This is a genomic window from Conyzicola sp. (assembly GCF_046714715.1).
Taxonomy (GTDB): domain Bacteria; phylum Actinomycetota; class Actinomycetes; order Actinomycetales; family Microbacteriaceae; genus Conyzicola.
Genome location: NZ_JBKKAD010000168.1, coordinates 120,758 through 144,822 on the forward strand (window position 1 = coordinate 120,758; position 24,065 = coordinate 144,822).

At 68.4% G+C, this 24,065-nt stretch carries 23 protein-coding genes, 1 tRNA gene, 1 pseudogene and 1 riboswitch; of the genes and pseudogenes, 10 read left to right on the forward strand and 15 right to left on the reverse strand.

The window, feature by feature from the left end:
- Positions 1 to 103: 103 nt before the first annotated feature.
- The 8 genes and pseudogenes from ACLQ6X_RS13475 to glgX all read right to left on the reverse strand — a co-directional run bounded on the left by ACLQ6X_RS13475 (position 104) and on the right by glgX (position 9,790).
- Entirely contained in the window at positions 104 to 433 is a 330-nt protein-coding gene (locus tag ACLQ6X_RS13475; protein WP_188509837.1) for an ATP-dependent DNA ligase, read from the reverse strand.
- A gap of 104 nt (positions 434 to 537) precedes the next feature.
- A complete protein-coding gene (locus tag ACLQ6X_RS13480; protein WP_411700668.1) occupies positions 538 to 795 on the reverse strand; it encodes a hypothetical protein in 258 nt (85 codons plus the stop codon).
- Between the two features lie 84 nt (positions 796 to 879).
- Positions 880 to 1,449, reverse strand: coding sequence for a TIGR03086 family metal-binding protein (locus tag ACLQ6X_RS13485; RefSeq protein ID WP_411700669.1), 570 nt, complete (start codon positions 1,447 to 1,449; stop codon positions 880 to 882).
- A gap of 142 nt (positions 1,450 to 1,591) precedes the next feature.
- Positions 1,592 to 2,701: pseudogene (locus ACLQ6X_RS13490) on the reverse strand (Rv2578c family radical SAM protein).
- 99 nt (positions 2,702 to 2,800) lie between these two features.
- Positions 2,801 to 3,349 carry a YceI family protein gene (locus ACLQ6X_RS13495; RefSeq protein ID WP_411700670.1) on the reverse strand — a complete coding sequence of 183 codons (549 nt, stop codon included), beginning with the start codon at positions 3,347 to 3,349 and terminating at the stop codon, positions 2,801 to 2,803.
- A 173-nt stretch (positions 3,350 to 3,522) separates the two neighbouring features.
- Positions 3,523 to 5,256, reverse strand: a complete 1,734-nt coding sequence (gene treZ / locus ACLQ6X_RS13500; RefSeq protein ID WP_411700671.1) for a malto-oligosyltrehalose trehalohydrolase — start codon at positions 5,254 to 5,256, stop codon at positions 3,523 to 3,525.
- Entirely contained in the window at positions 5,253 to 7,586 is a 2,334-nt protein-coding gene (treY, locus tag ACLQ6X_RS13505; RefSeq protein WP_411700672.1) for a malto-oligosyltrehalose synthase, read from the reverse strand. Before treY ends, treZ begins: the two co-directional genes overlap by 4 nt.
- Positions 7,586 to 9,790, reverse strand: coding sequence for a glycogen debranching protein GlgX (gene glgX / locus ACLQ6X_RS13510; RefSeq protein ID WP_411700673.1), 2,205 nt, complete (start codon positions 9,788 to 9,790; stop codon positions 7,586 to 7,588). The genes treY and glgX overlap by 1 nt, the downstream gene beginning before the upstream one ends.
- Before the next feature lie 112 nt (positions 9,791 to 9,902).
- Between glgX and ACLQ6X_RS13515 the strand changes: the two genes are divergently transcribed.
- Both ACLQ6X_RS13515 and ACLQ6X_RS13520 read left to right on the forward strand, forming a co-directional pair.
- The gene (locus ACLQ6X_RS13515; RefSeq protein ID WP_411700674.1) at positions 9,903 to 10,433 is read left to right on the forward strand and encodes a DUF1697 domain-containing protein; all 531 of its coding nucleotides are present in this window, start codon (positions 9,903 to 9,905) and stop codon (positions 10,431 to 10,433) included.
- Between the two features lie 9 nt (positions 10,434 to 10,442).
- Positions 10,443 to 11,060, forward strand: a complete 618-nt coding sequence (locus ACLQ6X_RS13520) for a DivIVA domain-containing protein (protein ID WP_411700675.1) — start codon at positions 10,443 to 10,445, stop codon at positions 11,058 to 11,060.
- 96 nt (positions 11,061 to 11,156) lie between these two features.
- Here the strand turns inward: ACLQ6X_RS13520 and ACLQ6X_RS13525 are convergent, their stop codons facing one another.
- Entirely contained in the window at positions 11,157 to 11,807 is a 651-nt protein-coding gene (locus ACLQ6X_RS13525; RefSeq protein ID WP_411700676.1) for a LuxR C-terminal-related transcriptional regulator, read from the reverse strand.
- Positions 11,804 to 13,495, reverse strand: a complete 1,692-nt coding sequence (locus tag ACLQ6X_RS13530; RefSeq protein WP_411700677.1) for a GAF domain-containing protein — start codon at positions 13,493 to 13,495, stop codon at positions 11,804 to 11,806. Before ACLQ6X_RS13530 ends, ACLQ6X_RS13525 begins: the two co-directional genes overlap by 4 nt.
- Positions 13,496 to 13,579: 84 nt before the next feature.
- Between ACLQ6X_RS13530 and ACLQ6X_RS13535 the strand changes: the two genes are divergently transcribed.
- The 8 genes from ACLQ6X_RS13535 (at position 13,580) to ACLQ6X_RS13570 (ending at position 21,921) form a co-directional block, all read left to right on the forward strand.
- The gene (locus tag ACLQ6X_RS13535; RefSeq protein ID WP_411700678.1) at positions 13,580 to 14,653 is read left to right on the forward strand and encodes a zinc-ribbon domain-containing protein; all 1,074 of its coding nucleotides are present in this window, start codon (positions 13,580 to 13,582) and stop codon (positions 14,651 to 14,653) included.
- 22 nt (positions 14,654 to 14,675) lie between these two features.
- On the forward strand, positions 14,676 to 14,936 hold the full coding sequence (locus ACLQ6X_RS13540; protein WP_411700679.1) for a DUF4190 domain-containing protein: 261 nt from the start codon (positions 14,676 to 14,678) through the stop codon (positions 14,934 to 14,936).
- Positions 14,937 to 15,070: 134 nt separating this feature from the next.
- A riboswitch (TPP riboswitch) is annotated at positions 15,071 to 15,178 on the forward strand.
- Between the two features lie 56 nt (positions 15,179 to 15,234).
- Entirely contained in the window at positions 15,235 to 16,299 is a 1,065-nt protein-coding gene (locus tag ACLQ6X_RS13545) for a thiamine ABC transporter substrate binding subunit (protein WP_411700680.1), read from the forward strand.
- An 11-nt stretch (positions 16,300 to 16,310) separates the two neighbouring features.
- Positions 16,311 to 17,960, forward strand: a complete 1,650-nt coding sequence (locus ACLQ6X_RS13550; RefSeq protein WP_411700681.1) for an ABC transporter permease — start codon at positions 16,311 to 16,313, stop codon at positions 17,958 to 17,960.
- The gene (locus tag ACLQ6X_RS13555; RefSeq protein WP_411700682.1) at positions 17,961 to 18,950 is read left to right on the forward strand and encodes an ABC transporter ATP-binding protein; all 990 of its coding nucleotides are present in this window, start codon (positions 17,961 to 17,963) and stop codon (positions 18,948 to 18,950) included. It abuts the gene before it with no gap.
- On the forward strand, positions 18,947 to 19,483 hold the full coding sequence (locus ACLQ6X_RS13560) for an ATP-binding protein (protein ID WP_411700683.1): 537 nt from the start codon (positions 18,947 to 18,949) through the stop codon (positions 19,481 to 19,483). The genes ACLQ6X_RS13555 and ACLQ6X_RS13560 overlap by 4 nt, the downstream gene beginning before the upstream one ends.
- A complete protein-coding gene (locus tag ACLQ6X_RS13565; RefSeq protein ID WP_411700684.1) occupies positions 19,480 to 20,370 on the forward strand; it encodes a sulfurtransferase in 891 nt (296 codons plus the stop codon). The genes ACLQ6X_RS13560 and ACLQ6X_RS13565 overlap by 4 nt, the downstream gene beginning before the upstream one ends.
- 81 nt (positions 20,371 to 20,451) lie before the next feature.
- Entirely contained in the window at positions 20,452 to 21,921 is a 1,470-nt protein-coding gene (locus ACLQ6X_RS13570; protein WP_411700685.1) for a DUF222 domain-containing protein, read from the forward strand.
- A gap of 112 nt (positions 21,922 to 22,033) precedes the next feature.
- Here ACLQ6X_RS13570 and ACLQ6X_RS13575 read toward each other — a convergent pair whose 3' ends face one another.
- The 5 genes from ACLQ6X_RS13575 to orn form a co-directional block, all read right to left on the reverse strand.
- Positions 22,034 to 22,315 (reverse strand): metallopeptidase family protein, encoded by a 282-nt coding sequence (locus tag ACLQ6X_RS13575; RefSeq protein ID WP_411700701.1) that lies wholly within the window; start codon positions 22,313 to 22,315, stop codon positions 22,034 to 22,036.
- A gap of 111 nt (positions 22,316 to 22,426) precedes the next feature.
- Positions 22,427 to 22,960: a DUF2017 domain-containing protein gene (locus ACLQ6X_RS13580; protein WP_411700686.1), complete on the reverse strand. Its 534-nt coding sequence runs from the start codon at positions 22,958 to 22,960 to the stop codon at positions 22,427 to 22,429.
- Positions 22,957 to 23,241: an ATP-dependent Clp protease adapter ClpS gene (clpS, locus tag ACLQ6X_RS13585; protein WP_411700687.1), complete on the reverse strand. Its 285-nt coding sequence runs from the start codon at positions 23,239 to 23,241 to the stop codon at positions 22,957 to 22,959. Before clpS ends, ACLQ6X_RS13580 begins: the two co-directional genes overlap by 4 nt.
- A 76-nt stretch (positions 23,242 to 23,317) precedes the next feature.
- Positions 23,318 to 23,393, reverse strand: a tRNA-His gene (locus ACLQ6X_RS13590).
- 47 nt (positions 23,394 to 23,440) lie between these two features.
- Entirely contained in the window at positions 23,441 to 24,061 is a 621-nt protein-coding gene (gene orn / locus ACLQ6X_RS13595) for an oligoribonuclease (protein WP_411700688.1), read from the reverse strand.
- Between the last annotated feature and the right edge of the window lie 4 nt (positions 24,062 to 24,065).

The window sequence follows — 24,065 nt, forward strand, 5'->3', positions numbered from 1 at the left end:
TCGTCGTCCTATGGGTCTGCTGTACGGCCCTCGATTGGGGGCACTACAGTCAACCAAACGAAGTGTTCGTCAGAGAGACACTTGTCAAACGGTGGAACCCCTGCTACACCTGCGACCGCGGCGCGGGGGTGTCGCCGTGCGGCTCGCCCGTGAACTGCAGACCCTGGGCCGTGTGGGCGGAGAGGGTGAGGATGTCGAGCCATTCCCGGTTGATCGTGACCGGTTTGCTGCCGGAGTATCGGAAGTACAGCGGGATCGAGGAGTCGAGCCAGATGCTGCTGCGGCCGTCACCCACGCTCGCATCGTCTTTCCAGGAGAAGAAGAAGCTCTCGCGCCGACGCAGCTTCGCACCGATGACGAGCTGTAGGTGGGCCATAGCCCTGTCGTCGAAAACTACCTCGATGCCTGACTCGCCATACAGAATCTTGCCCATAACCACTTCCATCGTCGGTCCTTCCCCCGCGAGGGGGAAATGCGCCCCGGACGTCGTCGTGCGGGGTAGTAGTGCACGGTGTTACTCGAAGACTAGACCACGAGCTATGCCGTGTGAACACGCTCTCTCGGGATTGGCGCGAAGGCGTTCCTGGCCGCCGCGAGCGAGTCGAAAATCACGCGCTGACCGGGGTCGTCCATGGTCGTCACCTCGAAGAGTCCATTGCGCAGCTCGATGAATCCGAGAATGGACAGGTGGTCGCTTTCGGGAAGGCGGTTGTCGCAGACGCGCCATTCCCGCTCGGAGAGTGCGTCGAGTCGGATGTCGATAGACAGGGGTCGCTGTTCGTACTGCATCGTCACTGCTGGGCCTCCTTGCACGAGCAAAATGCCTGCACATCGTACGCAGATGCGCGATCGAAGCAACAGGGATTGCGAAACATACGGCTACCGACGGTCGTCGCGCCCGGTGATCGCCAGCAGGCGTGACTGCAGCGGGGCGTCGTCGGCCACGGGCACGGGCGAGGCGAAGAGCCCGCTCGCCTCGAGCGTGGCCTTCTGCGGCTCGAACACGCTCCACACCGCCCGCACCAGTTCGTCGTCGAGGGTCTCGTCTGCGCCCACCGCGCGCGCCAGATCCCAGGCGTGGATGGTGACGTCGGCGACCTGCTCGCGCAGGTACTCGTCGGCCGTCACCGTGTCGGAGGAGAGCTGCACGCGGGCGTCGCGCGGCGTGCTGTGCCACGCCGACGTGGCGGCGAGGGAGTACAGCGCCCACTCGCCCGCGAGGTCGGCGCGCAGCCGGTCGATGCTCGAGCGAGCCTGTTCCAGCGATCGGCCGGCGAGCAGATGGGGGACCCACTGCTGCTCCGTGACCACGTGGGTGACCAGGTCGCGCACGCTCCAGTCGGTGTCGGGCGTCGGAGCGTCCCAGTTCTGCACGGCGGCGATGCGGGCGGCGAACTCCTGGTGGGCGCGGTGCTGAAGCTGAACCCAGTCGAAATCGGTGGTCGTCACGGTTTGTCTCCCTCGGTGCTGGCGGTCACGCAGATCGTCACGCCGTGTTCAGAGCCAACGTCGAGCGGTGGGCGGTTCATTCCGCGTCGGCGCAGATCGCGACGCCGCAGACAGCGACGGCCCCCGCCCGTCGCGGTGGCGGTCAGAACAGCGTCGGCACGCCGAGTGCCTGGGCGGCGACAGCGGGCGGCAGTTCCTCGGCGATGAGGGAGGGAAGGGCTCGGCGTTCTCCCCGCTGGTCGAAGCGGGAGCGAACGTCGGGCGCGGCCACGCCGCCCGTCGTGGGGTCTTCGATGCCGCGGGTGAGCCCGTGCTTGCGGATGAGGGGCCGCATCTTGGCCGCGAGCCACTGTCGATATTCTTTGGGCGCGTAGGAGTTGACCCCGTAGTACATGAACCGGTACTTCTCGACGAGGTGCGGATGATTCAGCTCGAGCCACTGCATGAACCACTCTTTGGTTCCGGGCCGGAGGTGCAACGCCGTGTACAGCACCGTCGTGGCGCCGGCCGCTTTGATCTGGCGGAGCGCCTCGTCGAGGTGCGCGGTGGTGTCGGTGAGGTGCGGCAGGATCGGCATCATAAATACGGAACAGTCGAGCCCGGCCTCGCGCACCGCCGTCACCGTGGCGAGCCGCGCCTTCGCGGTGGGGGTGCCCGGCTCGACCGCCTGCTGCAGGTCGTCGTCGAAGATCGCGATCGACATCGCGAGCGACACGGGAATCTGCGTGTTCGCCTAGACCAGCAGAGGTAGATCGCGGCGCAGCAGGGTGCCCTTGGTGAGGATGGAGAACGGCGTTCCGCTCTGGGCGAGCGCGGCGATCACGCCGGGCATCAGCCGGTAGCGGCCCTCGGCCCGCTGGTACGGGTCGGTGTTGGTTCCCAGCGCGACCGCCGGAATCACGGCGCGCTTGGTTCGCAGCTCTTTCGCCAGCACCTCGGCGACGTTGACCTTGACGATGATCTCGTTGTCGAAGTCTTTGCCGGCGTCGAGCTCGAGATAGGTGTGGGTGTTGCGCGCGAAACAGTAGACGCACGAGTGGCTGCACCCGCGGTACGGGTTGATCGTCCACGCGAAGGGCATCGAGTTGCTGGCGCCCGGCACGTGGTTGAGGGCGGTCTTCGCGAGCACCTCGTGGAAGGTGATGCCGGCGAACTCGGGGGTCTGCACGCTGCGCACCACGTTGCTGAGCTTGGCGAGACCGGTGAGGGAATCGCGCTGCTCGACGTTGATCGCCTGGCCGTCCCACCTCATGCTGAACCCTCGGTTAAATGCCTCACGCCCCCATTCGAACACATGTTCGAACGGAGGCGCAAGTGCCGCGTGGGTATCTAACGACGTGCTGCGAGCAGATTACGGCTGGAGCGTGACCTGGATCTCGAAGTTGATGGTGACGTCGTTGCCGAGCGTGAGGCCGCCGGCCTCGAGCGCAGCGTTCCAGTTCACACCGAAGTCGAGGCGGTTGATCTTGGTCGAGGCCGAGGCGCCGAGCTTGGTCTGGCCGTAGCCGTCGACCATAACGCCGCCGAGCTCGCCCTTCAGGGTGACGGGCTTGGTGACGCCGCGCAGGGTGAGGTCGCCGTCGACGAAGAAGACGTCGCCGTCGACGCGCACGCCGGTGGAAACGAAGTCCATGGTCGGGAACTCTTCGACGAGGAAGAAGTCGCTCGTCTTGAGGTGGCCGTCGCGGTCGGCCTGGTTGGTGTTGACCGAGGCAACGTCGACCGAGGCGGTGACGGTGGTGTCGGCGGGGTTGGTGGTCGTGACGACGGTGACATCGAACTTCTCGAACGCGCCACGCACCTTGGAGATGGCGAGGTGGCGCACGCTGAAGGTGATGTCGGAGTGGGTGGGGTCGAGGGTCCAGGTTCCGGCGGGGATGGTGGCGACGTCGATGGTCATGTGTGTACTCCAGAGTTTTCGAAATATACGAGCACGGCGGTGCTCACAGATTCATTCAAGCGCATGGACCTGTGCGCTATTCCCGATCGACCAAAAAAGTTTCAGCGACAACTAAATTCGCCGGTCGGGCTCCGCAGCGCGCGAGGTCCGACCGGCGAAGGGGTGTGCGCGAATCAGTGCTGCAGGATGACGGCGCTGTGAGCCGGCAGGCTCAGCACGGTGCCGGTGACGGTGGCCGCGTCATCCGTCGCCAGGATCACGGTCGCCTCGAGCACGGGCAGCGACAGCGTTTCGAGACCGAAGTTCACCACGATCGACACGTCGTCGCGCTCCACCCGGAACCAGCGTGTGTCGTCGTCGAACGAGGCGCGGAGGTGCGCGAAGTCGGGGTCGGAGAACGCCGGCACTGCGCGGCGCACCGCGATCAGCTCGCGGTAGAGGGCGAGGAGACGCGCGTGATCGCCCGATTCGACCGACGACCAGTCGAGTTTCGAGCGCTCGAAGGTCTGCGGGTCCTGCGGGTCGGGCACGGTGTCGGGATCCCAGCCCATCGCCTCGAACTCGGCGATGCGGCCCTCGGCGGTGGCCTTGCCCAGTTCGGGTTCCGGATGCGACGTGAAGAACTGCCACGGGGTGGTGGCGCCGAACTCCTCGCCCATGAACAGCATGGGAGTGAAGGGCGAACACACGGTGAGAACGGCGGCGATGGCCAGCTGGCCGTAGTCGAGGGTCTCGGTGAGCCGGTCGCCGGCCGCGCGGTTGCCGATCTGGTCGTGGTCCTGCGAGAACGTCACGAGACGCCAGGCGGGCATGACCGGGTCGATCGGCGCACCGTGGTCGCGCTTCCGGAACGATGAGAACGTGCCGTCGTGGAAGAACCCGCGCGTCGAGACCTTGGCGAGGGCTTCGAGCGAGGCGAAGTCGGCGTAGTAGCCGCTCGTCTCGCCCGTGAGCGCGACGTGCAGCGCGTGGTGGTAGTCGTCGCTCCACTGTGCCGCGAGCCCGAGTCCGTTGGCCTCGCGCGGGGTGACGATGCTGGCGTCGTTCATGTCGCTCTCGGCGATCAGCGTGAGCGGGCGCCTGACGTGGGCGCTCAGCGCGTCGGCCTCCTGCGCGAGCTCCTGCAGGATGTGCGGTGTGGCGGTGTCGACGAGGGCGTGAACGGCGTCGAGGCGCAGCGCGTCGACGTGGAAGTCGCCGAGCCACATCAGGGCGTTGTCGAGGATGTAGCGGCGCACCTCGGCCTCGTCGAGGTTGACCGACGAGCCCCAGGTGTTGGCGCTCTCGGAGTGCAGGTACGGGCCGTAGACCGGCAGGTAGTTGCCGCTCGGGCCGAGGTGGTTGTAGACGACGTCCTGGATGACCGCCAGACCGCGGGCGTGGCAGGCGTCGACGAACCGCTGGTAGGCGGCCGGTCCGCCGTAGGTCTCCTGCACCGAGTACCAGAGCACGCCGTCATAGCCCCAGTTGTGCGTGCCGTTGAAGCTGTTGACCGGCAGCACCTCGACGAAGTCGATGCCGAGGTCGACGAGGTAGTCGAGACGCTCGATCGCCGAGTCGAGGGTGCCCTCGGGCGTGAACGTGCCGACGTGCATCTCGTAGATGATCCCGCCGGCGAGCTGGCGTCCGGTCCACGCGGCGTCCGTCCACTCGAATTCGGAGTCGTCGAACACCGCGCTCGCGCCGTGCACGCCGTCGGGCTGGCGACGCGACCGCGGATCGGGCAGCAGGTCGCCGCCGTCGATCTGATAGCCGTAGCGGGTTCCCGCCGACGCGTCGACGGTGGTGCCGGCGGGCACGACCCAGGTGCCGCCGCCCGCCGACTCGAGGGGCACGGCCGTGCCCTCGACGTTCAGGTCGACGCGGGTGGCGAGCGGTGCCCACACCTCGTAGTTGCGGTTCTTCACGATGCGACCTCCACGGGGGCGAGCAACACCACCGGATACTTGTGGAACAACTCTGAGAGCAGAACGCTGCCGCCCGGGTAGCGGGCGCCGGTGATCACGTCTTCGAGGTCGTGGCCCGGCAGCGTGATGGTGGTGTCGCCCCAGCCGTCGCCCGCCGCGAGCCCGACGGGCAGACGGGTCGCGACGGTCACGGCGCCGCCGCGGTCGAACGCGACGACGTGCGCGGCCTGCTTGCCGAAGGCCTCGAGCGGGGCGTAGCGGGTGAACAGCTCGGTACGGTCGCGACGCAGCCGCAGGGCACGCGAGGTGACGAGCAGCTTGGCCGCGCCGGTTTCGTCGATCTCCGGATGCGCCCCCGCCGAAACCGCCGCCAGATACAGGCGTCGGATGTCATAGTCGACCGGTCTGCGGTTGTCGGGGTCGACCAGGCTCGTCTCCCAGAGCTCGCTGCCCTGATAGACGTCGGGCACGCCGGGAGCGGTGAGCTGCACGACCTTCGCCGCGAGAGAGTTCGACCACCCGGCATCCGCGATCTCTTCGACGAATCCCTCGACGATGCCGCGTACCGCCGCGTCGTCGAACACACTGTCGACGACCGCGTGCATGCGCGCCTCGAATTCCTCGTTCGGGCCGGTCCAGGTCGTGGAGTTGCCTGCCTCGCGGGCCGCCTTCTCCGCGTAGCCGTGCAGGCGTTCCCGGCTGGCGGGCCACGCGCCGACGATGGCTTCCCAGAGCAGGTTCTCGAGCGGGCCGTCGCCGAGCGGCGCCAGCTCGCGTAGGTTTCCGAGCACGGACTCCCAGCGCTCGGGCAGCTCGGAGAGAACTGTGATGCGGGCGCGGGTGTCTTCGCCGCGCTTCGTGTCGTGGGTGGAGAGCGTGGTCATCGAACCGGGCAGGCTCGCCTGACGGTCGCTCTGGCGCTGGTGGAACTCGGCGACCCCGATGCTGAACTCCTCGGGGTCGGCGCCCACCTCGGTGAGCGAACCGAGCCGGGTGTAGCGGTAGAACGCGGTGTCCTCCACGCCCTTGGCCATCACCATGCCCGAGGTCTGCTGGAAGCGCACGGCCATCGGCTGCTCGGGGTCGAGCAGCACGGGCAGCAGATCGTCGATCGTCGCCGACAGCTCGGGGCGGTGACGGCGGGCGAGTTCGGCGGCCTCGTGCACGTGCTCGGCGCCGCTCGGCAGGTAGGAGCGGTAGACGGGGAAGCAGGCGAGCAGCTCGGCCACCGCGTCGGCGACGAGGGCGGTGTCGCTGTCGGGACGGGCCACGCCGTACTCGCGGGCGAGCCGGTTGACCTCGGAGTTGAGGATGCCGTCGGCTATGCCGCGCTTGGTGCCGTGGATGAGCGTCTTCCACTCCACCGGCTGGGCGCGGTCGCGCAGGGCCGTGTCGATGGCGTCGAGGCGCTCGCGCCCGCCGCCGTCGACCAGCACACGGTCGATGTCGGCGAGGGCGTCGTAGCCGGTGGTGCCGGCGGTCGCCCAGAACCCGGGCAGCCGTTCGGGCCCCTCGAGGATCTTCTCGACGAGCACGTAGGTGCCGCCGGTCGCCGCGGCGAGCATGTCGAGGTAGCCGCCCGGGTCGGCGAGACCGTCGGGGTGGTCGACCCGCAGTCCGTCGGCGAGGCCCTCGGTGATCCAGCGCACGATCTCGGCGTGCGACTCCTCGAAGACCCACGGCACCTCGACGCGCACGCCCGCGAGCGTGTTCACCGCGAAGAAGCGGCGGTAGTTGAGTTCCGAATCCGCGCGGCGCCAGTTGATCAGTTCGTAGTTCTGACGGTCGTGCACCTCCCTGGCGGAGGCGCCGTCGTCGGCGGTGCCGGCCGCGATCGGGTAGCGGTTCTCGAAGTAGTGCAGCTCGCTGCCGACGATCTTCAGGTCGTCGAGAGCGTCGTCGGCGTCGCCGAGCACGGGGATCCGCAGCTTGCCGCCGCCGAAGTCCCAGTCGATGTCGAACGCCTCGGCGTAGCGGGAGTCGCGGCCCTTCTCGAGCACGTCCCACCACCACGCGGTCTGCGTAGCGTCTTCCACACCGAGGTGGTTCGGCACGATGTCGACGAGCAGGCCTAGGCCCGCCTCGTGGCAGGCCTTCGAGAGCGCGGCGAGACCCTCGGGTCCGCCGCGCGCGGGGTCGACGATCGAGTTGTCGACGACGTCGTAGCCGTGGTTCGAGCCCTTGGTCGACCGCAGGATCGGCGAGACATAGACCCAGTCGGCGCCGAGCGAGCGCACGTAGTCGACGAGATCGGCCGCGGCGAAGAGCGTGAACTCCGCGGTGATCTGCAGCCGGTAGGTCGAGACGGGCAGCGCGGTGACGGCGGCCATTACTCGACGACCGGTCGGGCCGGGGCGTTGATGGCGCTGCTCGTGCCGGTCTGGGCGATGAGCGACGCCGCGACCGAGTTGTCGGTCTCGGGCTCGGGGCCGGAGGACTGGCGCAGGATCAGCGCGGAGACCGCCTGCGCGGTCACCGTGTCGCCCGCGTTGCGCGGCTCGGTGGAGACGCCGGCGCCTGCCGTGTCGACCACGATCTCCCAGGCGGAGGCGTACTCGTCTTCGGGCAGCGTGAACTCCACGGCCTCTGTGTGCGCGTTGAGAAGGATGAGGAAGTGCACGTCGACGATGGGCTCGCCGCGCATGTCCTTGCCGCGGATGCCGTCGCCGTTGAGGAACACGCCGATCGAACGGCCGAAGCCGGAATCCCAGTCCTCGGGGGCCATGGCCCCGCCGTCGGGAGCCAGCCAGCCGATGTCGGGCAGCGGCGCACCTTCTTCGCGACGCACGGGGCGCCCGTCGAAGAAGCGGCTGCGGCGGAACGTGGGGTGGTCCTTGCGCAGGTGCGCGATCGCCGCCACGAACTCCATCAGCGGCAGGTCGGCCTTGTCCCAGTGGATCCAGCTGATCTCGTTGTCCTGGGCGTAGCCGTTGTTGTTGCCGCCCTGGGTGCGTCCGATCTCGTCGCCGTGCAGCAGCATCGGAACGCCCTGCGAGATCAGCAGCGTGGTGAGGAAGTTGCGCTGCTGCCTGGCACGCATTTCGAGCACGTGCGGGTCATCCGTCGGTCCCTCGACGCCGAAATTGTACGAGCGGTTGTGCGATTCGCCGTCGTTGTTGTCTTCGCCGTTGGCGTCGTTGTGCTTCTCGTTGTACGACACGATGTCGGCGAGCGTGAAGCCGTCGTGCGCGGTGACGAAGTTGATGGATGCGACCGGACGTCGCCCCGACTGCTCGTAGAGGTCGGCGCTACCGGTGAGGCGCTCGGCGAACTCGCCGAGCGTCGACGGCTCGCCCTTCCAGAAGTCGCGAACCGTGTCGCGGTACTTACCGTTCCACTCCGTCCACTGGGGCGGGAAGTTGCCGACCTGGTAGCCGCCGGGACCGACGTCCCAGGGCTCGGCGATGAGCTTCACCTGCGAGACGATCGGGTCCTGCTGCACGAGCTCGAAGAAGGTCGACAGCTTGTCGACGTCGTAGAACTCGCGGGCGAGCGTGGAGGCGAGGTCGAACCGGAAGCCGTCGACGTGCATCTCGGTGACCCAGTAGCGCAGGCTGTCCATGATGAGCTGCAGCGAATGCGGGTGGCCCACGTTCAGCGAGTTGCCGGTGCCGGTGTAGTCCATGTAGTACTCGGGGCTGCCGTCGACGTGGCGGTAGTACGCCTTGTCGTCGATGCCGCGCATCGAGAGCATCGGGCCGAGGTGGTTGCCTTCCGCGGTGTGGTTGTAGACCACGTCGAGGATGACCTCGATGCCCGCGTCGTGCAGCGAGCGCACCATGCCTTTGAACTCCTGCACCTGCTGGCCGAGCTCGCCGTTGGAGGCGTAGCCCGAGTGCGGTGCGAAGAAGCCGATGGTGTTGTAGCCCCAGTAGTTGCTGAGGCCCTTCTCCTGCAGCGCCGAGTCGTTGACGAACTGGTGCACCGGCATGAGCTCGACGGCCGTGACGCCGAGCTTCTGGTAGTGCTCGATCATGATCGGGTGGGCGACGCCGCCGTAGCTGCCGCGCTGGTCTTCGGGGATGCCCGGGTGCAGCTTGGTGAGGCCCTTGACGTGCGCCTCGTAGATGAAGGTGTCGCTGTACGGCGTGCGCGGATGGCGGTCGCCGGCCCAGTCGAAGTAGGGGTTGATGACGACGCCGAGCATCGTGTGCGCGGCCGAGTCGTCGTCGTTGCGCGAGAGCGGGTCGCCGAAGTTGTAGGGGAACACGCTCGGGTCCCAGTCGATGACACCGGTCGTCGCCTTGGCGTACGGGTCGAGCAGCAGCTTGTTCGGGTTGCTGCGTTCGCCCTTCTCGGGGTCGTACTCGCCGTGCACGCGGTAGCCGTAGCGCTGCCCGGGCTGGACCTGGGGCAGGTAGCCGTGCCAGACGAACGCGTCGACCTCGGTCAGCTCGAAGCGGGTCTCGTTGTGGTCGTCGTCGAACAGGCAGAGTTCGACCTTCTGGGCAGATTCGCTGAATAGTGCGAAGTTCGTTCCGTTTCCGTCATATGTTGCGCCGAGCGGGTAGGCAGATCCGGGCCAGACAGTCAATTAATCCCCTTGTTATAGACGTGGTGGGTCGTGTTCACGATAGACGGTGGCTCTCAACGCTGTCACAGCTTTGCCGGGTTGACGCACCTGTGCTAGTCGCTAGGGTGTTGGCGTGAACCGTTATGTCGCGTTGCTCCGGGGTATCAATGTGGGAACGGCGAAGTCCATCGCGATGGCCGACCTGCGGGCGTGTTTCGAGGCGCTCGGCCACGAGAATGTGCGCACTCTCCTGCGCAGCGGCAACGTCGTGTTCGACTCGTCCGACGTCGTCGACGCCCGTTCGCTCGAAGCGGCGATCGCGGCTGCCACGGGCGTGTCGGCCCCCGTGGTACTCGTCGACGACGCGCGGTTCCGCGAGATCGTGGCCGCGAATCCGTTGGCTTCGGTGTCGGTCGATCCGTCGCGGGCGCTGGTCTACTTTTTGGACGGCCCCGCGGATGACACGGTCCGCGGCCGCCCGTCCGACACCGATCTTCTTCCCGAACGCCTGGTGGCCGGTCCGCACGCGATCTACCAGTGGTGTCCGAACGGCATCTCCGAGTCGAAGGTGCCGGCGAAATACTTTCTGAGCCTCGGCGTGACCGCGACCGGACGCAATCTGCGCACGGTCGAGAAGATCGTCGCGCTGCTCGACACACCCTAGGGTGAGGGGATGTTGACCTCCGACTCCGTTCTCGAAGCCCGGTTCACCGTCACGAAATTCCGCGAGGGTTACGAGCAGGGTCCCGTCACCGGCTTCCTCACCGTGGCGGGTGCGGCGCTCGCCGCGTGGGAGACGGCCGTGACCGCCGGGCGGCCCGTGTCGGCCGCCGGGCTGTCGGCGGACGAGGTGGCCCACCTGCGCCTGCCGACCACGAAGTTCGACAACGGCTTCGACCAGGACGAGGTCGACGACCTGCTCGAGCGGGTTGTGGCGGCTCTACGCGAGTACGAGGCGGCTCCGGTCGCCGCGCCCGTCGAAGCGCCGCCCGCCGACCTGCTGCACTCGTCGTCTCTCGCCGACGCGACGTTCACCACCACGAGGTTCCGCACGGGCTACTCGATCGTCGGTGTCGACGGCTTCCTCGCCGCGGCCCGCGAGCTGATCGCCGCCTACGAGACCACGGGCGAACCGCCGGTGCCGGCGCCCTTCGTGTCGGCCGACGTGGTCAACGTGCGGTTCACGACAACCTCGTGGCGCCGCGGCTACGAGCAGAACGAGGTCGGCGAGCTGCTCACCCGCATCATCGCGACGTTGGCGTACTACGAGCGGGTAGCGGCCGCCCGCTGACCCGGGCGCGCCGCGTCCAGTTGTCACGAATCGACCTATCGACCGTCGAAACGGGTCGATATGTGACAACTCGCGGCCGCGGGGAGCAGGCCTCGGCTAGCGGTCGCGCTTCGGGAGCCACTCGGCCCCGAGCACCGCGGCCTGCGTTCGCCGCTGCATCCCGAGCTTCGACAGGATGCCGCTCACGTTGTTCTTCACGGTCTTCTCGGCCAGGAAGAGCGCGCCGGCGATCTCGCGGTTCGACATACCCTCGGCGATGAGCGCGAGGATCTCGGTCTCGCGCGGGGTCAGCAGTCCGAGCGGCGACGCGGTCGCACCGGGGGAGCGCACGCGGTCGAGCACGCGCTCGGTGACCGCGGGATCGAGCAGCTTGGTGCCGGCCGCCACCGAGCGGATCGCGTCGACCAGACTGGTAGCCCTCACCTCTTTCAGCAGGTAGCCGTCGGCACCCGCGAGCACCGCGGCGAGCACGGCCTCGTCGTCGTCGAACGAGGTGAGGATGAGGCACCGGATGCTCGGATCCGCCGATTTCACGTCGCGGCACACGTCGATGCCGCTGCCGTCGGGGAGGCGTCCGTCGAGGATCGCGACCGTGGCGCCGGAAGCGACGATCGCGGCCGCCGCGCCGGTGGCCACGCCGCTCTCCCCGACCACCGCGAAGTCGCTCTCCTCGGAGAGCAGGTCGATGAGACCGCGGCGCACGATCTCGTGGTCGTCGAGCAGGTAGAGACGCACGGGAGCTGTCACTGAGTCACCACGGGCACGGCCCAATCGATAGTCGTTCCCGAGGGCGCGCGCGCGGCGGTCGCGAACCGGCCGCCGCGGGCCAGCGCCCGATGGTCGAGGTTGTCGAGTCCGCTGCGCTTGCCGACCTCGCCGAGGCCGCGGCCGTTGTCGGTGACGACCACCCGCACCTCGGTTGCGGAGACGGCGATCGAGATGTCGACGCGGGTGGCGTCGGCGTGCCGCACGACGTTGCTCAGCGACTCGCGCAGCACGGCCGAGACCTCGTCGCCGAGCTCGCTGTCGATGAGGGTGTCGACGGGTCCGCGGAAGTCGAGCGACGAGTCGATGCCCTCGCCCTCGAGGATCTCGCGCACGAGCTGGTTGAACCGCTTCTTCTGGCTCCACGTCGTGGCGCTCGGCGTCGTTCCGAGCTGGAAGATCGTCTGACGGATCTGCCGGATGGTCACGTCGATCGCGTCGACCTGGGCGGAGATGCGCGCGGCGACCTGGCCGCTCGCCGAACCGACGATGCTCTGCAGCCCGAGCCCGACCGCGAACAGGCTCTGGATGACGTGGTCGTGCAGGTCGCGCGCGATACGGTCACGCTCGTCGGTGAGGGCGACGTGTTCGCGGTTGTTGCGCGCCATCGCGAGTTCTCGGGCGATCGCGACGCTGCGTGCGAACCGCTTCGCCATGCGCCGTTCCGCCACGGTGTAGGGATGTCCGGCGCTGTCGCGGGTGATGACCAGGGCGCCCTCGCGGGTGGCCTCGATGTCGCCCCACGGGATGACCATCGTCGAGCCGATGAGCGCGCTCGCCCAGATCTCGATGTCGCGGAAGGCGGAGGGACGGTCGTCTTTGAGCTCGAGAGCGCGGCGCACCCGCTCGGGCAGCGCGGCGATCTCGTCGTCGGCGACGGTGCCGGTCGCATCGGCGAGGGGGCCGAACTTCTGGGCGAACGGCAGGGCGTCCGGCCGGTCGGTGGGCAGCACGAGACCCACGAACGACGCGTCGGCGAGGGTGAGGATGAGGTCGGCGATGGGCGCGACGTCGGTCTCGCCGAGGTCGCCGGACAGCAGACGCTGGTTGATTTCCTCGGATGCCGCGAGCCACCGTTGCCCGAGGTGGGCCTCCTCGTAGAGGCGCGCGTTGGCGATGGCGGTTCCGGCCATGGAGGCCAGCGTCAGGATGATCTGCTCGTCGACGGCGTCGAACGACCCGCGCGCGCTGCCGGTGAGGTAGAGGTTGCCGTAGATGGTTCCGCCGACGCGCACGGGCACACCGAGGAAGCTCTCCATCGGCGGGTGGCCGGCGGGGAAGCCGACGGAGCGTTCGTCGCGGGAGAGGTGTTCCAGCCTGATCGGCCGCGCCTCGGCGATCACCGAGCCGAGCAGCCCGTGGCCGCTGGGCGGGGCGCCGAGCTCGGCGACGATGCCGTCGCTCATGCCGACATGGATGAACTCCTCGAGCATGCCGTCGGGGGAGATGACGCCGACCGCGCCGTAGCGTGCCGAGGCGAGATTGCAGGCGACCTGCACCACGTTGCGCAGCGCCGTCGGCAGGTCGAGGTCTGATGAAATCGCCTTCGACGCGGCGATGAGACGGGCGAGTTGCTCGCGCGCGATCTCGGGGGTTTCGGCGCGGGTCATGACTTCGTCGACGAGGTCGATGAGGGAGAGCCCGCCATCTGTCTCGTGCGAAAACGCCATGGGTACACAGTATTGGAGCTTTGCTGTGTGTACCGCCGCGCTGCAATGTCGGCGGCCGGGCTTAGCCTCGCCGCGGGAGGAATCGTGGCAGAGCCGGTGAACACCTGGTGGGCGCGCCGCCAGTGGTCCAAGGGCACCGCCATGCCCTACGCCGTCGGCACGTATCGCGCCGACTGGGAACGCTATCCGGTGCTCATCCGCCAGTACCACCCCGAGTTCAACCACGGCGTGACCCTCACGCAGATCCCTCCGCTCGCCGAGGTGCTGCTCGTGTGGCAGTGCGATGCCGGGCACACCTTCGTGGCCACGCCCGAGGAGCAGCGCAACAGGCCGGGGCGCGAGCGGCGTAAGTCGTCGTGGTGTCCCGATTGCGCGGCGCTGGCCGTGAAACGGCGGCCGCCCGTCGCCGCGGCACCCGCCGTGCCGCCGCCGCCGTACGCGTGCGGGCATCCGCGCGATCTTCGACGCATCGAGACCGGCGACGACGACCGCTGCTACCTGTGCCGACGACTCGACGGGTCGGCGGTCACCCGCGAGCGGCTGCTGTCGATCGTGACGCCGGGCCAGCGCGACGCCCTCGCGGTCGAGACGGGCACAGCGACGGCGTACCGCTGGGTGTGCGGCCGCGGTCACGGCACGTGGGAGTCGACGGTCGAGCGCATGCTCGGCGGTCGCGGCTGCCGCACCTGCCGCAACGCGTCGGCCGGGGCCGACAGGGTCGCGGTGGGCGAGCCGTTCGTGAGCGCGCTCGCGCCCAGACCCGCGTCGGCGGTCGAGGGCGACCTGCGCGCACGCGTGGCCGAACGGTTCGACTTCGACCTGAGCAACAACGCGATCCGGGTGGCGAAGCCGTTCTTCAACAACCTCGAGATCTGGCCCGACATCATCGTGCCCGAGCTGCGCGTCGCGATCGAATACGACAGCGTCGGCCGGCACGGGCTCGAGCATGTCGGGCGCCACGAAGAGAAAGACCGCAGGAAAGACCGGATGCTGCGCGCTACCGGCTGGCAGGTCATCCGGGTGCGCACGGGCCGCCTGCTGCCCCTCGGCCCGCACGACCTCGTGGCCGGCTCGGTCTCCGACCGGCTCATCGAGCGGCTCGACGACGAGCTCGCGGTCATCGCGGGCGAGCTGATGGTGGCGTCCTACCGGCGCTGACCGCGCCACTACACTGACAGCCATGAGCCAACCTCAAGCCGCTGTCATGCCGGTGAAGACCAATGTCCTCGCGATCATCTCGCTCATCGCGGCGTTCATATTTCCCCTGGCCGCCGTCATCACCGGCTATATCGCGCAATCCCAGATCCGTCGCACCGGTGAAGAGGGCCGAGGTCTGGCCCGCGCCGGCGTGATCATCGGGATGGTCGGCACGATACTGCAGGTCGTGTTCTTCATCGTCTGGTTCTCGCTGTTCTTCGGCGCGATCGGCCAGATGCGCTGACCCGCTGCCGACGGCTGCCCGTCCGCCTTCCCTCGACAGGAGCCGCGGCATCCGCTCGCCTGCATCCGTCCTGTCGACCGCGCATTCCGGCCAGGTTGTCCTGTTCATGCGTCGTCCGCCGGCGGGGTTACACTGATCTCGAACACGGGAGTCCGGTGAGCCGGGCTGAGAGGAAGCTAAACCAAGCTTCGACCGTCGAACCTGATCTGGATCATGCCAGCGCAGGGAGGCATTCTCACGGGGAGATCCATATCTTCTTCAACCCGTGCCTATTTCAGCGAATGAAAGGGCACGACAAGTGCACACATCCAAGAAAACTCTGGCCTCCGCGGGCATCCTGCTCGCGGTCGGCCTCGCCGTCAGCTCGTGCGCGAGCGACGCGGCCCCGGGCGCGGCGCCCGACACGCTCGTTCTCGTCACGCACGACTCCTTCACCCTGAGCGAGGGCACCCTCGCGAAGTTCACCGACGAGACCGGCATCGAGGTGCAGGTGCAGGCCTCCGGCGACGCGGGCCAGCTCGTGAACAGCCTTGTGCTCACGAAGGACTCGCCGCTCGGCGACGTGGTCTTCGGCATCGACAACACGTTCGCGAGCCGTGCCGTCAACGAGGGCGTGCTCGAGGACTACGCCTCGAAAGACCTGACCGACGCCGAAGAGCAGTACCTGCTGCCCGCCGGCAGCGGACGCGAGCAGCTCACCCCGATCGACAACGGCGACGTCTGCGTCAACGTCGACCACGAGTGGTTCACCGAGGCCGGCATCGAGGAACCGGCGACGCTCGACGACCTGCTCAAGCCGGAGTACAAGGACCTGTTCGTGGTTCCCGCGGCGAACTCGTCGTCACCGGGTCTCGCCTTCCTGCTCGCCACCATCGCCGCCAAGGGCGAGGACGGCTGGCAGGACTACTGGGCCGCCCTCGTCGACAACGGCGTGAAGATCGACGCCGGCTGGAGCGACGCCTACTACGTCGACTTCTCCGGGCCGTCGAGCGACGGCGACCGTCCGCTCGTCGTCAGCTACGCCTCGAGCCCGCCCGCCGAGGTGACCGAGGGCGCGACCGAGGCTCCCACCGGTGCCCTGCTCGACACCTGCTTCCGCCAGACCGAATACGCCGGCGTTATCGCCGGAACGAAGAACAGGGCAGCCGCCGAACAGCTCGTCGACTTCCTCTTCTCGCCGACCGTGCAGAACGACATCCCCGAGAACATGTACGTGTTTCCGGTGAACGCCGAGGCCACGCTGCCCGCGACCTGGGCGCAGTTCGCCGCGATCGCCGACGACCCGTTCGAGGTCGCCCCCGACGAGATCGACGCGAACCGCGAGCAGTGGCTCACCGAGTGGGCGGCGATCGCCACCCCGTGAGTCGCACGAGTGTGAAACCCGCCCCGAGCACGGTCCTCGCGATCGTGCTCGGGGCGGGTGTGCCGCTGGCGTTCGTCGGCGTGTTCTTCGCCTGGCCCGTCGCCGCCATGGTCGCCCGCGGGCTGTTCGCCGACGGGGTGCTCGACCTGGGCGGCTTCGCCGAGGTGCTGACGCGGCCGCGCACGCTGCGCCTCATCGGTCTCACCATCGGCCAGGCCGCGCTGGCCTCGATCGTCTGCGTCATCCTCGGACTCCCGATCGCGCACGTTCTCTACCGATTGCGATTCAGGGGCCAGCGGATGCTGCGGGCCCTCGTCGTGCTGCCGTTCGTGTTGCCCACGGTCGTCGTCGGTGTGGCGTTCCGCACGCTGCTGCGCGAGGGCGGCCTTCTCGGCGACCTGCACCTCGACGGGACGTTCGCCGCCATCATGCTCGCACTCGTCTTCTTCAACGTGGCCGTGGTCGTGCGCACGGTCGGCACCACGTGGGAGGGGCTCGACCAGCGGCAGGAGGAGGCCGCCCGCGTGCTCGGTGCCGGTCCCGTGCGGGTGTGGTTCACCGTCACGCTGCCGCGGCTCGCGCCCGCGATCACCTCGGCAGCATCCATCGTCTTCCTGTTCTGCTCCACGGCTTTCGGTGTCGTGCTCGTCTTGGGCGGCACCAGGTTCGGCACGATCGAGACCGAGATCTACCTGCTGACGACCCAGTTTCTCGACCTGCGCGCCGCGAGCGTGCTGTCGATGACCCAGCTGGTCGTCGTCGTGGCGGTGCTGCTCGTCGCCGCCCGGGCGCGTGGGGGCCGCACCGCGCAGCGGCGCGTCGACTCGGCTAGGTCTGGGCGGGCACCCCGACCGGGCGACCTGCCGAACATCGTCGTCACCCTGGCCGTCGCCGCCTTCCTGGCCCTGCCGATCGTCGCGCTGCTGCTGCGGTCGCTGCGCACCGCCGACGGCTGGGGGCTCGGTAACTACGCCGCGCTCGGCACGACCGGCAGCCGCAACGCCCTCGTCGTGCCGGTCTGGACGGCCCTCGGCAACTCGCTCGTGATCGCCGTGCAGGCCACCGCCATCGCGCTCGTCATCGGTCTCGCCGCGAGCCTCGTGATCTCGCGGCGCCCGCGCTCGCCCGGGTTGCGCCGCTCGCTCGCCGGCTTCGACGGCGTGCTGATGCTGCCGCTCGGGGTGAGCGCGGTCACCGTCGGGTTCGGCTTCCTCATCACGCTCAACCAGCCGCCGTTCGACCTGCGGTCGTCACCCGTGCTCGTTCCCATCGCGCAGGCGCTCGTGGCGCTGCCGCTCGTCGTGCGCACCGTCCTGCCGGTGCTGACCGGGATCGACGGACGGATGCGGGAGTCGGCCGCCGTGCTCGGCTCGGCGCCGTGGCGGGTGCTGCGGGACGTGGATCTCGCCATCGTCGGGCGGCCCGTGCTCGCGGCATCCGGATTCGCGTTCGCGGTCGCTCTCGGCGAGTTCGGCGCGACGAGCTTTCTCTCCCGTCCCGACCGGCCGACGCTGCCCGTGGTGATCTTCCGGCTGATCGGCCTGCCGGGCGGGGACAATTTCGGAATGGCCATCGCGGCCTCGGTCGTGCTGGCCGCCGTGACGGTCGCGGTGATCGCGCTCGTCGAGCGGCTGCGCGTGGGAACGATGGGGGCTTTCTAGATGACCGCGGTTTTTGATTCGAGTGCGCTGCAGGTAGACGGGGTGACCGTGTCGTTCGACGGCGCGGTCGCGGTCGACGACGTGACCCTGGGGCTCGAGGCGGGGGAGGTGCTCGGCATTCTCGGCCCGTCGGGCAGCGGCAAGTCGACGCTGCTGCGCGCGATCGCCGGTCTCGAGCGGCTCGACGCGGGGCGCGTGACCTGGCACGGAGACGACATCACGGCCGTGCCCGTGCACAAACGCGGGTTCGCGCTGATGTTCCAAGACGGACAGCTGTTCCCGCACCGCACGGTCGCGCAGAACATCGCCTATCCGCTGCAGATCGCGGGTCGGTCGTCGGGCTCCCGCGTGCACGAGCTGCTGACGCTCGTCGGCCTCGCCGGGTTCGGTGACCGGCGGGTGACGGAGCTCTCGGGCGGCGAGCAGCAGCGGGTCGCCCTGGCCCGCTCGCTCGCCGCCGAGCCCCGGCTGCTGCTGCTCGACGAGCCGCTCAGCTCGCTCGACCGCGAACTGCGCGAGCGGCTCGCCGGCGACCTGCGACGCATCCTCGACGAGACGGGCACCACCGCGGTGTTCGTGACCCACGACCAGGATGAGGCGTTCGCGGTGTCCGACCGTGTCGCCGTCATGATCGGTGGGCGGCTGCGGCAGAGCGGCACCCCCGCCGAGGTGTGGCGCCGCCCGGCCTCGCCCGAGATCGCGCGGTTCCTCGGCTACACGACGGTGCTCGGGGGAGACGCGGCGCGGATGGTGCGTCCCGCGGCGGATCATCCGGTCGCGTTGCGGCCGAGTGCCGTGGTCGTGACGGATGGCGGGCCGGTCGCCGCGACGGTCGTGCGCCGCACTCCCGCCGTCGACGGCTCGCACGTGCGGCTGACTGTGCCAGGGGTCGGCGAGGTCGACGGGATCGCTAGCGCGCAGCATCCGGTCACCGTCGGACAGCAGGTGACCGTGCGCTTCGACGACGACGGAATCGCGGAGCTGCCGTGAGGGCCGCCGTGGTGCTGATCGACGGGCGCTCGGGATCGGGCAAGACCGAGCTGGCGCGGGCCATCGTCGCCGGGTCGCCGACCGCGCAGCTCGTGCGCCTCGACGACCTGTACCCGGGGTGGGGCGGGCTCGAGGAGGGCAGCCGGGTCGTGCACGACGACATCCTCGCGAGCGACGCCCCACGGTGGCGACGGTGGGACTGGGCGCTCGGTCGGCATGCGGAGTGGCATGACATCGACCCGGGTCGCCCGCTCGTGATCGAGGGCTGCGGCGCGCTCAGCCGCGACAACCGCGGGCTCGCGACGTTCGGCATCTGGGTCGCGCTCGACGCCGCCACGCGAAAGCGCCGAGCACTGGAACGCGACGGTTCGACCTACGCTCCGCACTGGGACGAGTGGGCGGCGCAGGAGGACGCGTTCCTCACCCGGGAGAACCCCGCGGCGCACGCCGACGCCGTGATCGACGGCAGCGACGTGACGCTCGAGCTTGCGCGGTGGCGGGCCGTGGTGGATGGTGCGAGAGTGACCGAGTGACTTCTCCCTTTATCTCCGTGTCCGAGCTCGCCGACGCCCTCGGCAGCGACAGTCCTCCCGTCGTCTTCGACGCGAGCCTCGAACTGCACCCGCCGAAGTACGACGGCGACTATCGCAAAGACAACGGGCGACCGCGCTGGCTAGCCGGTCACATCCCCGGTTCGCACCACGTCGACGTGGCCACGCAATTCAGCGACACGAGCGCGAAACTCAACTACACGCATCCGGAACCCCAGGAAATCGCCGACGAGCTCGCGCGCCTCGGGGTCGCCGCCGACGCCGAGGTCGTCATCTACGACACCACCGGGACCGTGTGGGCCGCGCGCCTCTGGTACCTGCTGCGCTGGATCGGGGTTCGGGCCCGCGTGCTCGACGGCGGTCTCGCGGCTTGGAAGGCAGCCGGGCAGCCCCTCGAGAACGGTGAAGCGGTCGAGGCCGCGCCGGTCGCGCCGTGGACCGCGACCGTGGCACGCAAGGCGTGGGTGAGCCAGCAGGAACTCGTCGAGCGTTCGGCCTCCGACTCCCGGCCGCTCGTCTGCAGCCTGCCCTCGGGGAGCTTCGCCGGAACGGATCCCACCCGCTATTCGCGCCGCGGACACATCCCGGGCAGCGTCAACGTGTCGAGCCGCGACCTGTTCAAGGCCGACGGCACCCTGAAGAGCCGGGTCGAGGTGATCCTCGCCTACGACGGCGCGGGCGTCGACACCCAGGCCGTGGGCGCGTCGGGAACCGAAGAGGTGCTGCTCTACTGCGGCGGCGGCATCACCGCGTCCGCCGGGGCGCTCACGCTCGCGGCGATCGGCGTCAAGGCCGTGCGCATCTACGATGGGTCGCTCGAGGAGTGGTCGGCCAACCCGGCGTTGCCGCTCGAGGTCTCCTCTCCCTGAGTTCTCCACAGCGCTCGATTTTTCTCCACAATATTTGCCGCGAACACTCGAACATATGTTCGAAAGTGGGAAAATCGAGGCATGACAACGACACCGACTATCGACCTCACGCAGCAGTTCACCGCTGTCGTCGAGGCCGCTTCCGCGGTGTCGAGCGATGTCGCCGATTTTCAGGCATCGGATGACGCGGCTCTCGTTTCACTGAGCCGACTGGCCGCCCGGGCCAAGCAGCTCGTCGACGCTCACCTGGCACTCGTTGCCGGCGAAATCGCGGCGCGTTCGACGCGGGAGATGGGCCACTCGGGGCTCGCGCAGCGAGAGGGGTTCAGGACGGCCGAGGAGTTGGTGAAGGCGACCTCTGGGGCGTCGGGTAAAGATGCGACCACCGCGGTGCGGGTGGGGCGGCTCGTGCGGGAGGCAGCGACGTCAGGGCAGGTCGACCCGACATCGGGCGAGGTATTCGAAGCGCGAGAGCCATGGCTGGCGTGTGTGGCCGCGGCGGTAGCCAGTGGCGCGCTGTCGGTGGGGGCCGCCGACGCGATCCGAACGGGGCTCGGACTCCCGACCGACAACGTGCCCGCCGCCGCTCTCGCCGATGCCGCGGGCGCCCTCTGCGCGCTCGCATCCACCCTCGATCTCGACCTGCTGCGGGGGCGCGCTCGTGAGTTTCGCGACGACCTAGACGAGGCGGGTATCGCCGACCGTGAACGTGAGCGGTTCGAGAAGCGGGCGCTGAGGGTGTTCAGCCTCGGCAACGGCATGGGCAGGTTGGTCTGGGATCTCGATCCGGAGAGCTACGCCACCGTGCTCGAGCTCAACAATCGTGCGACATCGCCCAAGCGGGGCGTCCGCTTTGTCTCGGGCGAGAACCAGCAGATCGCCGAGCGTATCCTGAACGACCCGCGAACCATCGGCCAGCTGGCCTCCGACACATTTCTCGGCCTGTTGCAGGCCGGCGCCCATGCCGACTCCACGAACCTCCTCGGCACCGGCGCGGCGTCGATCCGGGTGCTCGTCACGAAGAAGACTCTGGAGACCGCGGGCGTCTCCGGCGCAGGGGGTGACTGGGGTTCGACGGGCGTCTCCTCCGGTCACGGACGTATCGAAGCCACCGGCGCGCCCCTCACCGCGGCCGCGCTGCAGCGCCTGGCGTGCGACGGAGCCACAACCGAGGTCACCCTCGACAGCTTCGGCCGACCGCTCGATGTCGGGCGTGAACATCGCACATTCACCCCGAAGCAGCGCATCGCCCTCGCCATCCGCGACGGAGCATGCATGTTCGGCGACTGCGACAAGGAGCCCTCGATGACCGAGGCGCACCACATCATCCCTTGGGCAGAGGGCGGCCGCACCGACCTGGCCAACGGGATACTGCTCTGCAAGTTTCATCACCTGCTCGTCCACGACAACGGCTGGGAGATCTACCGGGTCGGCACCGACTACTTCTTGGTGCCTCCGCCCGACGTCGACCCCGAACGGCGGCCGAGACCCATGCCGTCGAAGAGTGTGGCGATGCGCGACGTGAGACGCGAGCGCGAACACGCGGGTTGACGGCGGCGCATCGAGCCTCACGCATCGAAGCTGGTGCGCATCGAGCCTGTCGCGCAGCGAGCCTGTCGGAATCCTCGGTGGATGGATCCGCTCGACAAGGTCAGCCCACGGGTCAGGCCCAGCCCAGCCGGTGCAGTTCGTCGTCGTCGATGCCGTAGAAGTGGGCGATCTCGTGCACGAGCGTGATGTGGATCTGGTCTTTGAGATCGTCGAGGTCTTCGCTGACGTCGGCGAGGGGTTCGCGGTACAGGATGATCCGGTCGGGCAGTTCACCGAACCCGTACTGGCCGCGCTCGGTGATGGCGACGCCGTCGTAGAGGCCGAGCAGGTCGAGCGATCCGTCTTCCGGTCGCGCCTCGGTGACGAACACCACGTTGTCGAGACCGTCCACCATCTCATCGGGCAGGGCGTCGAGTTCGTCGACGACCAGCTTCTCGAACTCGTCTTCGGTGAGGGCTTCCACCCGACCAGTCTTACAGAGGAATCCGGCAGAGCCCGGCCCGGGTCAGTCCTCGAGGGCGTCGAGCAGGCTCTCGGTGACGAACGCGAGCCAGTCGTAGAGGTCGTGCAGCGCCACCGCGGCGTCGCTGTCGGTCGCGCCCTCGTCGCCGTCGCTCTGGATGCCGAGCCGGGCGGCGATCGTGAGCCGGATGTCCGAGAGGGTGCGCAACCAGGCCTGGGCGTCGCCCTCGTCGAGTTCCACGTGTCCGCTGTCGCGTTCGAGCGTGGCGATCACGACCCGGGCGTTCGCCACCTTCCGGCTCGCGAGGGAGCGCTCGGTGAGGCGACGGAAATCGCCGGATGCCTCGGAATCGTCACCATAGGCATCCGGTAACAACCGGGCTATCGCCGGGTCGGGGTCTATCGCCGACCGGCCGCCGATACCCACGAGGTCGAAAAGGGGGTCGGCGTCGTCCGAACCGGCGATGTCGCCGAGCATGCCGGCGATCTGCGCCGCCAGATCGGCGATGATGTCGCATTCGACCGCGCTGAAGCCGACCACGACTGTGCCGTCGGGGGTCTTCGAGAAGGGGGTCACGCATCCGCTTTCTGCAGCGTCGCCCAGAGGCCGAAATCGTGCATGGCCTCGACGTGGCGTTCCATCTCTTCGCGGCTGCCCGTGGCGACGACCGCGCGACCGTCGTTGTGCACCTGCAGCATGCGGCGGTCGGCCTCCTCGTGCGAGAAGCCGAAGTAGCTGCGGAAGACGTAGGAGACGTAGCTCATGAGGTTGACCGGGTCGTTCCAGACGAGGGTGACCCACGGGCTGTCGAGCACGGTCTGCTCGCGCAGCTCGGTGCTTTCGAGGGTCTTCGACATGCAATCAAGCCTCGCATAAAACGGCAATGGCCCGACTTCTCAGTCGGGCCATACCGTGTTGCTGTGGTGCAACGATTGGGGTGAACGACGGGGCTCGAACCCGCGACATCCGGCTCCACAAGCCAGCGCTCTGCCAACTGAGCTACGCCCACCAGGCGGCTGCTTCGTGATCTCTCACTGAAGCAACCAGACGATCCTATTACAGGTGCGGAGCGAATCTCTCCACTACCTCGGCCGAAATGGTCTGCACCTGCTCGGTGGTGGGGCCGGGTTCCGCGGTAAATACGGCTTTTCGGTAGTAATCGAGCTCGCGAATCGATTCCAGAATGTCTGCGAGGGCACGGTGTCCGCCGTTCTTGGCCGGCGCGTTGAAGTACACGCGAGGGAACCAGTGGCGCGCGAGCTCCTTGATGGATGACACGTCGACGCTGCGGTAGTGCAGGTGACCGTCGACGCGCGGCATGTACTTCGCGAGGAAGGCGCGGTCGGTGCCGATCGTGTTGCCGGCCAGCGGCGTCGTCTGCACGCCGGGGACGTACCTGAGGATGTACTCGAGCACCTCGTATTCGGCGTCGGCGAGGCTGACGCCGTTGGGGATCTCCTCGATGAGCCCGCTCTCGGTGTGCATGTTGCGCACGAAGTCGCCCATGTTGTCGAGCGCGGACTGGTCGGGTTTGATGACGATCGTGAAGCCCGGATGAACCGGCACGAGGTCGTAGTCGGTGACGACGACGGCGACCTCCACGAGTTCGTCGACCGCGAGGTCGAGTCCGGTCATTTCACAGTCGATCCAGACCAGTCGGTCCGTAGCAGTAGCCATTGGC